Source organism: Amycolatopsis sp. NPDC005003 (assembly GCF_053600695.1).
On record NZ_JBSGAI010000042.1, the window covers coordinates 84544 to 98089 of the forward strand.

Sequence of the window (13546 nt, forward strand, 5' to 3'; positions counted from 1 at the left end):
GGGACCGGTTCGTGAGGTGCTGTGGTCCGGTACGTGAACACCAGGAAACCTCCGGCGGACAACGGAAAGAGTGGGTGAATGGCTTTCCGGTGTCAACCTCCTTTGGTTGGGGCGTCAGGGCTTTGACAGGTCGTTCCCAGCTCGTTCAAAGGATGGGCGCCGACACTCGGTGCCATGGAACCCACCACCCCGCCCGGACCGGCCCGCCGTGAGCAGGGCCGCCGCAAGGCCGCACTGGCCACGGCGACCGCCGCGGTGCTGGGCGCCGCCGCGGTCGGCGCGATCGGCTTCGGCCTGTCGGCGGCTTCGGCCGCGCCTGACACAACGCAAGACTCCACGACTTCGACGGACACGCAGGACCAGCTCCAGGCGCCCGACAGCGGTTTGAGCAGCGGATCCGGCCACGCGCACACCGGTTCGGGGGCGTCGTGACCACCGCATTCCCGGCCCTGGGCACGACGGCCGAGCTGATCGTGACGAATTCCACCCGGCTGGGGGAGGCGGCCGCGGTGCTGCGCGAGGAACTGGCGGCGATCGATGCGGCGTGCAGCCGGTTCCGGGCGGATTCGGAGATCTCGCGCCTGCACTCGGCGGCGGGTCGGGAGGTCCGGGTGAGCCCGCTGCTGGCGGAGGCGCTGGGGGTGGCGCTGCGCGCGGCTCGGCTGACGGAGGGATTGGTCGACCCGACGGTGGGGGCGGCGGTGCGCGCGCTGGGCTACGACCGCGATTTCGCGCTGGTCGCCGGTAATCGCGACGCGGATGGCCGCGGTGGCGCCGGTGATCGGGACACTGCGACCGCTTCTGTGGTGGCTGGTGTGGCTGGTTCGGGGGTGGCCGCTTGTGGTGGCGGGTGGGCTGGTGCCGGTGATCGGGACACCGCGACCGCTTCTGGGGTGGCCGGCGTGGCTGGTTCGGGGGCGGCCGCCTGTGGTGGTGAGCGGGCTGGTGCCGATGATCGGGACACCGCGACCACCCCCGCGCCGGGCTGGCACCGGATCCTCTTCGACCCCGTGCGGCGGCTCGTCGTCCTCCCGCGGGGCGTGCACCTCGATCTCGGCGCGACCGCCAAAGCCCTCGCCGCCGATCGGGCCGCGCGGCGGATCCACGCCACCCTCGGCTGCGGCGCCCTGGTGAACCTCGGCGGCGATCTGCGGGCCGCCGGTTCCCCGCCACCCGGCGGCTGGCAGATCGCCCTCGGCGACGACCACGCCGACGCCGTCGCCCGGCCGGACACCTTCGTCGCCCTCGACCGGGACGGTGGGCTCGCCACCTCCGGCACCACCCGGCGGCGCTGGCGCCACGGCGGCCGGACCGTCCACCACATCGTGGACCCCCGAACCGGCGACGTGCCCGAAGCGCGCTGGCGCACCGTCACCGTCGCCGCGAAGTCCACTGTGGACGCCAACACCGCGAGCACCGCGGCGATCGTCCTCGGCGCCGAAGCACCCGGCTGGCTGGAACGGCGGCACCTCCCCGCGCGGCTGGTGGGCGTCGGCGGCGACGTCGTCACGACGCCCGGCTGGCCCGGCGAACGGGAAGCGGCATGATCTGGTACTTCAGCCGCGCTGCCGGGCTCGTCTCGCTGGTGCTCTGCACCGGCGTCGTCGTCCTCGGCGCGCTCGGCGCCGGCCGGTTCGCCACGCGCGGGTGGCCGCGGTTCGCCGTCGCGGCCGTGCACCGGAACCTCGCGCTGACCAGCCTGGCCTTCCTCGCCGCGCACATCGCGGCGGCCGTCCTCGACGGGTACGTGCCGCTCGGCTGGCTCGACGTCGTCGTCCCGTTCGGCGCGGATTACCAGCCGCTGTGGGTCGGGCTCGGCGCCGTCGCGATCGACCTGCTGCTGGCGATCGTCGTCACCAGCCTCGTGCGCACCCGGCTGCCGGCACGGGCCTGGCGCGGGGTGCACTGGCTGGCCTACCTGTGCTGGCCGGTCGCGCTGGTGCACGGCTTCGGCATGGCCGAAAACGACGCCGCCTACGGCTGGATCGCCGCGCTCGACGTGCTGTGCGTGCTGGCCGTGCTCGGCGCCGTCGGCTACCGCGCCGCCCACGCCCGCAAGTTCGCTGCCCTGGGAGGCGCCCGATGAGCATCCTGCCCCCGCACCGGCTCGACCTGGCTGGCCACCGGCGCCGCAACGGCGTCGTGCCGTGGGTCGCCTACCACGGCGACGACGGCCGCGACCGGCTGATCGCCGCCGTCGAGGCGGCGGACCTGCGCGGCCGCGGCGGCGCGGGCTTCCCGACGGCGGTGAAGCTGCGCGCGGCCCGCGCGAACCGCTCGATCGTCGTCGCGAACGGGTGCGAAGGCGACCCGCTCAGCCGGAAAGACGCTGTGCTGCTGACGCTTTCGCCGCACCTCGTCCTCGACGGGCTGCAGCTGGCCGCGCACGCCATCGGCGCCACCGAGGCCGTCCTCTGCGTGCACGCGGGCAGCCCGGTGCTGCCGGGAGTCGCCGCGGCCCTCGCCGAGCGCGAAGACCGGGTGCCGGTGCGGATCGCGGAGGTCCCGCGCCGGTACGTCGCCAGCGAGGAGACCGCGCTCGTCCGGTACCTGACGTCGGGTGACGCGCGGCCGCTGGGCAAGCGGCCCCGGCCCGCCGAACGCGGCGTGCGCGGGCGGCCGACGCTGGTGTCCAATGTGGAGACTCTGGCGCAGCTGGCGTCGGCGGTGCTGCTGGGACCGCACCACTACCGCGCGTCCCGCACCGAACTGGTCACGGTGACCGGTGCGGTCCGGCGGCCCGGCGTCGTCGAGGTGGCCGCGGGGACGTCGCCGGCCGGCGTGCTGGCCGCGGCGGGCGGCGAAGCGGAACCGGTGCAGGCGGTGCTCGCCGGCGGGGCGTGGACCGCGGACCTCGACGGCGGCTGGTCCGGCATCGCGACGGTGTACGCACTCCCGGCCCGTGAGTGCGGGCTCGCGTACACGGCGGCGGTACTGGCCTTCCTGGCGGCGGAGTCGGCCCGGCAGTGCGGACCGTGCACGTTCGGCCTGCCGTCGATCGCGGCGGACTTCGCGGAGCTGCTCCGCGGCGGACCCGCGACGGCCCGGCTGGCCCGCCGCTTCCCGCTGCTCACCGGCCGCGGCGCGTGCGCCCACCCGGACGGCGCCGCCCGCCTCGCGGCGAGCGCGCTGCGGGTGTTCGACGCCGACGTCCGCGCCCACCAGGCCGGCGGCCGGTGCCGGATCCCGGCGGGTGTCGCATGAAGGTGACAGTGGACCCGATCGGGTGTCGCGCGCACGGCTTGTGCGCGGACCTGCTGCCGGAGCTGGTGCGCCTCGACGAGTGGGGCTACCCGGTGGTGGCGCCGGGCCCGGTGCCGGCGGAACTGGTGGCGGAGGCCCGCCGGGCGGCCGCGGCGTGCCCGGCGCTGGCGCTGAAGCTGCGGAAGGACGAGCGGCGGTAAACCGGTCGTGCGGTGTGGGCGGGAGCCGTTAGCCTTCGCCACCATGGACGGCAAGCTCATCGACCGGATCCGCGGCGCCCGGCGGATCGCCGCGCTGACCGGGGCGGGGATCTCCACCGCGTCCGGGATCCCCGACTACCGCGGTCCCCAAGGCGTCTGGACGCGCACGCCGAGCGCTGTCAACGCTTTCACGCTCGAGAACTTCATGGCCGACGCCGGCGTGCGTCGCGAATTCTGGCGCACGTACGCGGATCACGCCGTTTGGCGGGCCGAGCCGAACGCGGCCCATCGGGCGCTGGCGGACCTCGACGGCGCGGGCGTCGCCGTCCGCGTGCTCACCCAGAACGTCGACGGCCTGCACCAGCGGGCCGGGCTCGCCGCGCGCAAGGTCCTCGAGCTGCACGGCAGCATGCACACCACGCGCTGCACCGGCTGCGCGGCCGGGTTCCCGACCACGGAGATCCTCGCGGCGGGCGATCACGAACCGTCGTGCCCGCACTGCGGCGGGATCCTCAAGCCCGACGTCGTCCTCTTCGGACAGTTGCTGGACGGCGGGGTCATCGGCCAGGCCCGGAACGTCGCGGCGGCGAGCGAGCTGTTCCTGGCCATCGGCAGCACGCTGCAGGTGGAGCCGGCGGCCTCGCTGTGCACGGTCGCCGTGCAGGCCCGTGCGACGCTGGTCGTCGTCAACCGCGACCCGACCCCGTACGACGAGGACGCCGATTTCGTGCTGCGAGAGGACATCGAGGAAGTCGTGCCGGAACTCTGCGCGGCGGTGACCCGGTGATCCGCGAAGCCCGCGGCGACGACTGGCCGTCGATCTGGCCGATCATCCACGAAGTCGTCACCGAGCAGCGGACGTTCGCCTACGACCCGGCGATGACCGAGGCCGACGCGCGGCGGATGTGGCTGCTCGACCCGCCGGCCCGGGTGGTCGTCGCGCTGGACGGCGACCGCGTGACGGGCACGGCGAACATGTACGCCAACCGGCCGGGGCCGGGCAGCCACGTCGCCTCCGGCAGCCTGATGGTCGCGAAGGAGGCGCGCGGAGCGGGCGTCGGGCGCGCGCTGACGACCGATCTGATCGACTGGGCCCGGCGGACGGGGTTCGCGGCGATCCAGTTCAACGCGGTCGTCGACGTGAACGCGCCCGCGGTCGGCCTGTACGAGAGCCTGGGGTTCGTGACGCTCGGAACGGCGCCCGGCGCGTTCCGCCACCCGGCCGCGGGGGACGTCGGGCTGCGCATCATGTGGCTCGACCTGCGCGAGGGTCCTCACTCGTCGGTTTGATCGCTGCGGGAAACCGTTGGTCCGGACAATTCCTCGGCGAAGATGGTGTCGATCTTCCGGGTCGCGGTGCGCAGTTTCGCGACGCTTACCACGAGCAGCACGAGTGCGGCGGCGGGCACCACGAGCACCACCGGCGGCCACTCGAACACGGTGACGGCCGCGACGCAGAACAGCGCCGTGATCAGGAAGACTGCCCGGGCGGCGACCCGCGGCCACGCGGGACGCGGCTTGGCGTGCCGGCCGCTCGGTGTGCGGAAAACCGGCCGCGCGAGGGCAGCGTGGACACTCATCCAGACCTCCGGGAATGTTTCGTCGAACCAGCCGGGAGGGGATTCCCGGCGGCGGCACCGTGGAGTGAGTCGGGCCGGGCAGCCGTTCGGTTACCTGCCGTTATTGGTTCGAGTCCCAATTCGCGGAATTCCATTTCCGGCGATTCCGGGCCGTTTCCGCACCAGGGCCGTTGGACCCGGATCCGCGTGCCGGAGGTCCCGCTCAGGTGTCGTGACCGGGACCTTTGCCCTTGGTCTTGCCGGGCGGATCGGTCTTCGGGGGCTTGCCCGATTTCGACGGTGGCTCGGCCGGTGACGGCGGTTCGTGGGTCTCGGCGGCGGGTTCGAGCGACGCCGCTCCGCTGGTGCCCGGCTGTGCGCCGGAACCGCCGGGGCCGCTGGGGCTGCTCTGGCCCGGTGCGGACGTTCCCGGCTCGGCCGGCGGGCCGCCGGAGGACGACGACGGGGTGGAGGTCGCGGCCGGCGAGTGCGCGGCGGGTGGCTGGGCGGGGGAGACGGTCCCGGCCCCCTGTTCGGTCAGCGCCACGGCTGCCACGACGGCGGCTGCGGCCGCGGCCAGCCCGCCCGCGACGGCCAGCCGGCGACGCCTGGGGCGCTCGGCCGGGGAAGAGCCGATGACGATCCCGTGGTGGCGCGTCGGGGCATCGGCGAAGGCGGCTGCGGCCGCAGGGGCGCTCCCGGCCGCACCGGGGGCTGCTGCGGCGGCTTGGCCCTGGTCGCCGGACGCCGGCCCGGCAGCGTCCTCGCGGTGGGCAGCGCCCAGCTCGCCGTGCACCGAACCGGCGACCGAAGCCGAGTCCCCGGCGATCGCTGCGGGGCGTCGTCGCCAGCGGGGGCTGCGCTGAGTCCTCGTCCACGGCAACGTCGGCGGCGGAGCGTGCAACATGTCCAGGATCTTCGCGGCCGTCGGCCGGTCGGCGGGCTCCCGTTGCGTCATCCGGCGCAACGTGTACGCCAGCGCCGCCGGTGCGTCCTCCGGGATCCGCGGCGGTCTCGTCAGCCGGGCCATGGCCGCCTCGACCATGGTGCCCGGGTACTCCCGTTGTCCCGTCAGGCATTCCAGCAGGATCAGGCCCAGCGCGTACACGTCCGCCGGCGGTCCCGCCGGCTCGCCCGACACCTGCTCCGGCGCCAGGTACGCCGCTGTGCCCGGGATCAGGCCGGTGCCCGTGATGTGCGTGGCGTCTAGGGCGTGGGCGATGCCGAAGTCGCCGATCAGCGGACCGTCCGCGGACAGGAACACGTTGGCGGGCTTCAGGTCGCGGTGCACGATCCGCCGCGCGTGGACGTGGGCCAGCGCCTCGGCGAGCCCGTCGGCCAGCGCCGTCACCTCCGCCGCCGGCATCGGGCCGCCCAGCAGGCGCTCCGCGAGGTTCTCGCCCTCGACGAGCTGCATCACCAGGTACGTCCGGCCGTTCTCGGTGCCGCTGTCCAGCAGCGCCACCACGCCCGGGTGGCTGATGCTGCCCTGGATCGTCATCTCCCGCAGGCGGCGCCGCTGGTCGAGCGCCACCGCGTCCCGGTCGTAGATCTTGACGGCGACCTCGCGCGTCAGCCGGACGTCGTAGGCGCGGTACACGCGCGCCGTGCCGCCGCTGCCGATCAGCCTGCCGACCTCGTAGCGCCCGCCCAGCAGACCCGGCGGCCGCTCGTCGTCGAGGGCGCTGCGCGGGGTGATGGTGAATTCACCCATCGCGTAGCGGCCACACGTGACCTCGGCCCCGTCGTCAGTCGGCGGGCGCCCCGTTCTCCCGGCTTCGTCGGCCACGGGCGGCAGGTACCCCGGTCCCGTGAACGGCAAACGTGGGAAGATCACGAAGAAAGTATCGCCCGGGAGCCCGCCGACGTGACACCCAGGCCGCGATCACTCCTGTGCGAACGCGTCCACGCCGGTGAGCTGCGCCGACAGCGTCCAGAGGCGCGCGGCCTGCTCGGGGTCGACGGCGTACCGTCGGACCCCCGACTCGGCGAGGCCCTCGGCGCCCTCGGGGGCGAGCTCGGCGACGTCGCAGTCCTCCAGGTACAGCCCGCCGAGCCCGGCCAGCTGCGGCGAGGTCGCCGCCCAGACCGTGGTCGCCGCGCCCTGCTCGGGGGTCTTGAACCGCACCAGGAAGTTCCCGGCCTCGTCGATCCAGCCGCGTTCGATCATTTCCTCCCGCGGGAGGTGCCGCTGCAGCGGCGTCATGATGCCGCCCGGGTGGAGCGCGAACGCGTGGACGTCCTTTCCGGCACCCAGCCGGTCGAGCTGCACGGCGAAGAGCACGTTCGCCGTCTTGGCCTGCCCGTAGGCCTGCCACTTCTCGTAGCCGTTCTCGAAGTGGACGTCGTCCCAGCGGATCGGCGAGTAGTGGTGGCCGCGCGAGGACAGCGAGATCACCCGTGCCCCCTCGGCGACCGCCGGCCACAGCCGGTTGACCAGGGCGAAGTGGCCGAGGTGGTTGGTGGCGAACTGGGCCTCCCAGCCGGGCCCGACGCGGGTCTCCGGGCAGGCCATGATGCCGGCGTTGGCGATGAGCAGGTCGATCGGGCGCCCGGTCGCCAGGAACCGGTCGGCGAACGCGCGGACGCTCTCGAGATCGCCCAGGTCCAGCTCGCCGACCTCGACGTTCTCGATCCCGGCGAGCGCCTCCTCGGCGGTCTCGCGGCGGCGGGCCGGGACGACGACGTGGGCGCCGGCGCCGGTCAGCGCGCGGGTGGTTTCGAGGCCGATCCCGGAGTACCCGCCGGTGACGAGGGCGAGCTTCCCGGTGAGGTCGACGCCTGCGACGGCTTCGGCGGCCGTGGTGGTGGCGCCGAAGCCCGAACCGATCTTGTGCTGTGCGGTGGTCATGCCCCGACGCTACGAGCTGGAGTGCACTCCAGCGCAAATCGCGGCCGGGGCCGAATCGGGGGACAATCGGGAGCGGAGGCACTGCCGAGGCGAGGGAAGGCCGTGATGTCCGACTACTACGGGAACCAGCCCCAGGACGTCCGCCCGGGGATCGACGCGCGCCGCCTGTGGGCGGGCGGCGTCGCGACGGCGGTGGTCGCAGCCCTGCTCGCCGTCGTCGGGTTGCTGATCGCGCGGGGGATCTTCGAGGTCGAAGTGCTCGCCCCAAAAGGCGAAGGCGTCTGGGGCAACGCGAGCACCACGACGTACGCGCTGGTCGCCGCCGCGGTGGCCCTGCTCGCCACCGGGCTGATGCACCTGCTGAGCGTGGCGACGCCGGCGCCGTCCCAGTTCTTCGGCTGGATCATGGTGCTGGTCACGTTGATCGCGGTGGTGCTGCCGCTGACCCTGACGGTGGCGCCGAGCGCGAAGATCGCCACGGCGGCGATCAACCTGGTGATCGGCCTGGTCATCGCGGCGGTGGTGAACAGCATGGCGGCCAGCGCGCGCACGCTGCACCGGCGCCGCACCCAGCAGAGCGCGGCGCCCCCGCCGCCGACCCGGCAGCAGTGGACGCAGCAGGACCCGCCGACCCGGTACTACGACCGGTGACCGCGGTGGACGTCCGGGAGACCAACCGCCGCGTGATCGAGCAGTTCCGCGCGGGCGGCGAGGTCGAGGGCATGCACCGCGAGCGCCTGGCGCTCCTGACGACGACGGGCCGGATCTCCGGGGAGCCCTACACGGTCCCGATGATGGTCCACCGCGACGGTGACCGGTGGCTGGTGGTGGCGTCCAACATCGGCGCACCCCGCCACCCGGACTGGTACCTGAACCTCGAAGCGGACCCACGGGTGCGGGTCGAGGTGGACGGCCGGTCGTTCGACGCGGAGGCGTTGCCGCTGCTGGGCGCGGACTACGTGCGGACGTGGACGGAGCTGGAGAAGGAGTACCCGTTCCTGGCCGATCACCAGGCCAAGGCACGGCAGGCCAGGCGGGTGATCCCGATCGTGGAACTGTCCGAAGAGGACTGAAGAAGTCCCCTTCGGACCGTCCTACTTGCTCGCCACCCGGCGGTACCGCGCCGTCGCCAGCGGGGCGAAGATCGCGATGATCGCCAAGCAGCACAGGATCGCGTACAGCGCCGCGTGCTCCGCCGGCCAGCCCGTCGGCGGGGCGCCGAAGCGGTTGCCGAACAGGTCGCGGGTCGCGTTGATCACCGCCGTGAACGGGTTCCAGTCCGCGATCGCCTTCAAGAACGCCGGGAGCGTGTCCGTCGGGACGAACGCCGAGGAGATGAAGCTCAGCGGGAACATCCAGATCAGGCCCAGGCTCTGCGCCACCTCCACGCTGCGCGCCGCCAGGCCGATCAGGGCGCCGACCCAGGACAGGGCCCACGCGAACATCAGGATCACCAGGTACCCGAGCAGCGCGTCCCAGAAACTGCCGCGGATGCGCCAGCCCACCAGCAGCCCGCACAGGGACATCACGACCAGCGCCACCACGCTGACCACCAGGTCCGACGTCGTGCGGCCGAGGACCACCGCGAGGCGGGACATCGGCAGTGAGCGGAACCGGTCGATGATGCCCTTCTGCAGGTCGTTGGCGAAGCCGATGACCGTGAACGCCGAGTTGAACGCCACCGTCTGGGCGAAGATGCCCGCGATGAGGAACTCGCGGTACGCCGCCCCGCCCGCCTCGCCGCCGATCGCGTTGCCGAAGACGTAGGCGAACAGCAGGACGAACATGATCGGCTGGAGGGTCGCCGCCATCAGCCAGTCGGGGTTGCGGCGGACGTTCATCAGGTTGCGCCACGTGACGATGCCGCCGTCGGAAATGCCCTTCGCGAGCGCGTTCACTTCGCCACCTCCTCAGCCGAAGCACCGTGGCCGGTCAGGGACAGGAAGACGTCGTCGAGCGTCGGGCGGTGCAGGCCGACGTCCTGGACCGTGATGCCGTGGGAGTCGAGCCGCCGCAGCGCCTCGATCAGCGCCTTCGGCCCGGTGTCGACCAGGATCTCGGCGCGGCGCGTGTGGGCGTCGCCGGACGGCTCGCCCGTGCCGACCTCACGCAGGACTTCCAGCGTCGTCGGCAGGTCCGCGGCCGAGGCGACGACCAGCTCCAGGCGCTCGCCGCCGATCTGGCCCTTGAGCTCGTCCGCCGTGCCGCGCGCGATCACCCGGCCGTGGTCGATCACCACGATCGAGTCGGCGAGCTGGTCGGCCTCTTCGAGGTACTGCGTGGTCAGCAGCACGGTCGTGCCGTCGGCCACCAGCTCCTTGATGACCTCCCAGGTGTCGAGCCGGCCGCCCGGGTCGAGGCCGGTGGTGGGCTCGTCCAGCACGACGACGGCCGGCTCGGCGACCAGCGCGCCGGCCAGGTCGAGCCGGCGGCGCATGCCCCCGGAATAGCCCTTCGCCGGCCGGTCGGCGGCCTCCTCCAGCCGGAACCGCGAGAGCAGTTCCCGGGCGCGCGAGCGCGCCGCCGCCTTCTTCCGGCCGTAGAGCCGCCCGACCATGTACAGGTTCTCGAACCCGGTGAGGTTCTCGTCGACGGCCGCGTACTGGCCGGAGAGCCCGATCCGCTGCCGCACCTCGTCGGGCTCGGCCAGGACGTCGTACCCGGCCACGTGCGCCGACCCCGAGTCCGGGCGCAGCAGCGTGGTCAGGATGCGCACGGTGGTGGTCTTCCCGGCGCCGTTCGGGCCGAGCAGGCCGAGCACCTGCCCGGCCGGGATGTCGAGGTCGACGCCGTCGAGCGCGCGCGTCGAACCGTAGGTCTTCACGAGCTCGCGTACCCGGACCGCCGGGTCCGGTTCCGGCTTCGGCATGGTGGCTCCCCCTTCAGGCGACCCCGACAAGCTAGGCCACACCGTCCGGTTTGTCCTCCGGGTTTATCCCTGAACCGGCTCGGTTCGCCGAAAGCGAGACCTGCCGGCGGGCGCGATGCCGTGGCGCTCACCGGGCGCCGATTCCGCTCCGGGAAACGCGAAGCGGGGAGGCCGGTGCACCCGGCCTCCCCGCTTCAGTGGTTCAGCTTCAGCTCAGGGTCACGGCCACGTCGTCGATGACGAACGAGGTCTGCAGCGAGCTGTCTTCGGTGCCGGTGAACTTCAGCGCGAGGGTGCCGCCGGCCGCCGACGAGACGTCGATGGTCTTGAGCACGTACCCGGACGCCTTGTTCAGGTTGGAGTAGCTGCCCAGCGTCGTGCTGCCGTTGGTCACGGTCAGCTTGTCGTAGGCGGTGGAGGTGGTCGTCTCCGCGGTGTCGATGTGCAGGTAGAACGTCAGGCTGGCGTGGCAGCCCGCCGGGATGCTCACCGACTGCGCGACCGACTCGGTGTGCGTGGAGCCGTAGCCGTCCAGCCAGGACGAGTACGTGCCGCCGTGCGCGGCCTGGCCCTGCGAAGCCCACTGGCCGATGGAGCCGGTGGTGCCGGTCCAGCTGGTCGCGCCGGACTCGAAGCCGCCGTTGGCGATCTTCTGGCCGGAGCAGCCGCCGGTGGTGCCGACCGTCCACGAGAACGACGCCGTGCCGGACTTGCCGGCGCTGTCGGTCGCCGTCACGGTGACGTTCGAGGTGCCCGCGGTGGTCGCGGTGCCCGAAATCGTGCCGGTGGACGAGCTGATCGACAGGCCGGCCGGCAGGCCGGAGGCCGACCACGTGTACGGCGCGGTGCCGCCCGAGGCCGACAGCGGCAGGTTGACCGAAGCGCCGGTCACGGTCGACTGGTTGCCCGGGTTGGACACGGTGACCGTGCCGGTCGCCGAGCAGGTCGGGTCGGCCGACTGGGCCGGCACGCTGATCGCGTCCCACGCCGCCTTGACGGTGTTGAACTCGGTGCAGCTGCCCGGGAACAGGTTCTTCGCCGCGGTCAGCGTCCAGGTGCGGTACTTCAGGTACGAGCTGCTGGAGGTCTTGAGCAGCATCGCGTTGTAGAAGATCTTCAGCGCGTTCTGCACGCCGATACCGGTGATCGACGAGCTGTTGCACGTGGTGCTGGTCGGCTGCCCGTTGGTCGGGTTCGTGCCCTCGGCCAGCAGGTAGAACCAGTGGTTGCCGGGGCCGGCGGCCGCGTGCACCTCACCGTTGGGGACGCTGCTGTCGTAGCAGTTCTTGTCGCCCAGCGCCGACGGGTTGTACATGTTGCGGATCGGGCCGGAGCCGACCAGGTTGATGGTCTCGCCGACGAGGAAGTCCGGGACGTCGCCGCCCGAGGGCTCGTTGGCGAACCACTCGGTCGAGGCGCCGAAGACGTCGGCGACGAACTCCTGCGTGCCCGCACCGGAGATGCCGCCCGGGGTGTGGTCGTCGATGCCGTGGCCGAGTTCGTGCGCGACGACGTCCAGCGAGCTGATCCACTGGCCGTTGGTGTTCTTGCCGATCTGGACCTGGCTGCCGTCGTAGTAGGCGTTCTGGTCGTTGAGGCCGACGCGGATCGGCCAGCCGCCGCCGCTGCCGTCGAAGCCGTTGCGGCCCAGCCACTGCGTGAGCATCTTCTTCTCGGTCTGCGCGGCGAACAGGGCGTCGACGCAGCCGGTTTCGCGGCTGGTGGCGTTGCCGTTGCCCCACAGGTCGTCCGGGCCGCTGAACGTGGTGTTGTTGGCCGCGTCCTGGCAGGAGACGTTGGTGAGGCTCGGGTCCTTCAGCGAGTAGGTGCTGCCGGACTGCGTGGTGTCGAGGTGCACCGGGTTCGGCCGGTTCCACGCGCTGGTGCCGTCACCGTTGAGGACGTGTTCCTGCGTGCGGAGCACCTTGCCGGTGGCGGCGTCGACGATGACGTCGAGGCGGCTCGGGCCTTCGGCGTCGCGACCGACGACGGTGCTCTTCCACGCCAGCGTCGGCGTGCCGAGCGCGTAGACGACCTGCTGCGCCGGGCTCACGCTGTCCACGGCGGACAGCTGCTGCCGCGCGGTCGCCTCGGCCGCGTCCTTCGAGACCTTCGCCGTCGTGGTGGCCAGGTTGATCGTCTGGTCCTGCGCGACGGAGGTGCCGAGCACCTGGCCGGTCGAGTCGGTCGCGACGACGAAGTCGCCGCCCACCACGGCCAGGCCCTTGTAACTGCGCTCGTAGGGGATGTACTTCAGGCCGTTGCCGGCGGAAATCGCCTGCTGGGCCAGGAAAACGTCGTCCGCACTCGCGTGCAGCGCGGCGGGCCTGCTCGCCACCAGCCCGGCCGCCGCCGACACGGCCAGGGTCTGCGCGTCCGGGACGGCGTTCGGGGTGGTGGGCTGGGCCTGGGCGGTGGTGGTCGTGCACACCGCGGCGATGAGTGCGCCGCTCGCGGCCAAGACGATTGGACGTCTCAGTTGCATCGAAGGATCTCCTCCGGGCAGGGCGAACCGGCCCGGGGTCGAGCCGGGCCGAGAACGGGGACGACGGGGAAAAATGGTGCGGCTTAGCGGAAATCAGCATCCGGTGTGAAAGCTCCGTGAACAAGCGACTAACGTACGGTCTTATCGAGAAGTCGCAATACGTCGCAAAAGGGACATTCGACACCTTTGGGACCTCGCCTGTCGACTGTCCACTGAGGACTGAATCGGGATCACCGCCGTTCGGTGGATCTTCACCGCGGGTTCGGGGGTCCGGGTGGCGGAGCCCCGTTACCTTTTTCGTGGCTCCCATCAGGGAGTTGTGGTCGCCAGGCCCGGCATGACTTGCGCCCCCAGTCGAACCCATGATCCGGGGGGTGG

15 protein-coding genes are annotated in these 13546 nt (G+C 72.5%); 9 read left to right on the forward strand and 6 right to left on the reverse strand.

Translation table 11 applies throughout. The features are described from left to right. The first annotated feature begins 174 nt into the window (after positions 1-174). Genes ACWED2_RS37210 through ACWED2_RS37240 form a run of 7 tightly spaced genes read left to right on the forward strand, consistent with a single transcriptional unit; the run spans position 175 to position 4694 of the window. Complete coding sequence (locus ACWED2_RS37210) at positions 175-432, forward strand: hypothetical protein (RefSeq protein WP_449695207.1); 258 nt, start codon at positions 175-177, stop codon at positions 430-432. After that, entirely contained in the window at positions 429-1547 is a 1119-nt protein-coding gene (locus tag ACWED2_RS37215; RefSeq protein ID WP_449695208.1) for an FAD:protein FMN transferase, read from the forward strand. The genes ACWED2_RS37210 and ACWED2_RS37215 overlap by 4 nt, the downstream gene beginning before the upstream one ends. Continuing rightward, the gene (locus tag ACWED2_RS37220; RefSeq protein ID WP_449695209.1) at positions 1544-2086 is read left to right on the forward strand and encodes a ferric reductase-like transmembrane domain-containing protein; all 543 of its coding nucleotides are present in this window, start codon (positions 1544-1546) and stop codon (positions 2084-2086) included. Before ACWED2_RS37215 ends, ACWED2_RS37220 begins: the two co-directional genes overlap by 4 nt. Then, positions 2083-3204, forward strand: coding sequence for an NADH-ubiquinone oxidoreductase-F iron-sulfur binding region domain-containing protein (locus ACWED2_RS37225; protein ID WP_449695210.1), 1122 nt, complete (start codon positions 2083-2085; stop codon positions 3202-3204). Before ACWED2_RS37220 ends, ACWED2_RS37225 begins: the two co-directional genes overlap by 4 nt. Then, a complete protein-coding gene (locus tag ACWED2_RS37230; RefSeq protein WP_176171204.1) occupies positions 3201-3404 on the forward strand; it encodes a ferredoxin in 204 nt (67 codons plus the stop codon). Before ACWED2_RS37225 ends, ACWED2_RS37230 begins: the two co-directional genes overlap by 4 nt. Positions 3405-3447: 43 nt before the next feature. Further along, positions 3448-4191, forward strand: coding sequence for an SIR2 family NAD-dependent protein deacylase (locus ACWED2_RS37235; protein ID WP_449695211.1), 744 nt, complete (start codon positions 3448-3450; stop codon positions 4189-4191). Continuing rightward, a complete protein-coding gene (locus ACWED2_RS37240) occupies positions 4188-4694 on the forward strand; it encodes an N-acetyltransferase family protein (RefSeq protein ID WP_449695212.1) in 507 nt (168 codons plus the stop codon). The genes ACWED2_RS37235 and ACWED2_RS37240 overlap by 4 nt, the downstream gene beginning before the upstream one ends. Here ACWED2_RS37240 and ACWED2_RS37245 read toward each other — a convergent pair. From ACWED2_RS37245 to ACWED2_RS37255, 3 genes are all read right to left on the reverse strand, one after another. Then, positions 4679-4984: a hypothetical protein gene (locus ACWED2_RS37245; protein ID WP_449695213.1), complete on the reverse strand. Its 306-nt coding sequence runs from the start codon at positions 4982-4984 to the stop codon at positions 4679-4681. The two genes, ACWED2_RS37240 and ACWED2_RS37245, sit on opposite strands and share 16 nt — an antisense overlap. Before the next feature lie 202 nt (positions 4985-5186). Continuing rightward, positions 5187-6800, reverse strand: a complete 1614-nt coding sequence (locus ACWED2_RS37250) for a serine/threonine-protein kinase (RefSeq protein WP_449695214.1) — start codon at positions 6798-6800, stop codon at positions 5187-5189. 48 nt (positions 6801-6848) lie between these two features. Further along, on the reverse strand, positions 6849-7814 hold the full coding sequence (locus tag ACWED2_RS37255; RefSeq protein WP_449695215.1) for an SDR family NAD(P)-dependent oxidoreductase: 966 nt from the start codon (positions 7812-7814) through the stop codon (positions 6849-6851). Positions 7815-7919: 105 nt separating this feature from the next. Between ACWED2_RS37255 and ACWED2_RS37260 the strand changes: the two genes are divergently transcribed. Continuing rightward, entirely contained in the window at positions 7920-8465 is a 546-nt protein-coding gene (locus ACWED2_RS37260; RefSeq protein WP_449695216.1) for a DUF6069 family protein, read from the forward strand. Beyond that, positions 8462-8887, forward strand: a complete 426-nt coding sequence (locus ACWED2_RS37265) for a nitroreductase/quinone reductase family protein (RefSeq protein ID WP_449695217.1) — start codon at positions 8462-8464, stop codon at positions 8885-8887. The genes ACWED2_RS37260 and ACWED2_RS37265 overlap by 4 nt, the downstream gene beginning before the upstream one ends. 21 nt (positions 8888-8908) lie before the next feature. Here the strand turns inward: ACWED2_RS37265 and ACWED2_RS37270 are convergent, their stop codons facing one another. The 3 genes from ACWED2_RS37270 to ACWED2_RS37280 all read right to left on the reverse strand — a co-directional run bounded on the left by ACWED2_RS37270 (position 8909) and on the right by ACWED2_RS37280 (position 13168). Beyond that, positions 8909-9712 (reverse strand): ABC transporter permease, encoded by an 804-nt coding sequence (locus ACWED2_RS37270; protein WP_449695218.1) that lies wholly within the window; start codon positions 9710-9712, stop codon positions 8909-8911. After that, complete coding sequence (locus tag ACWED2_RS37275; RefSeq protein WP_449695219.1) at positions 9709-10683, reverse strand: ATP-binding cassette domain-containing protein; 975 nt, start codon at positions 10681-10683, stop codon at positions 9709-9711. Before ACWED2_RS37275 ends, ACWED2_RS37270 begins: the two co-directional genes overlap by 4 nt. A gap of 208 nt (positions 10684-10891) precedes the next feature. Further along, on the reverse strand, positions 10892-13168 hold the full coding sequence (locus ACWED2_RS37280; protein ID WP_449695220.1) for a M4 family metallopeptidase: 2277 nt from the start codon (positions 13166-13168) through the stop codon (positions 10892-10894). Between the last annotated feature and the right edge of the window lie 378 nt (positions 13169-13546).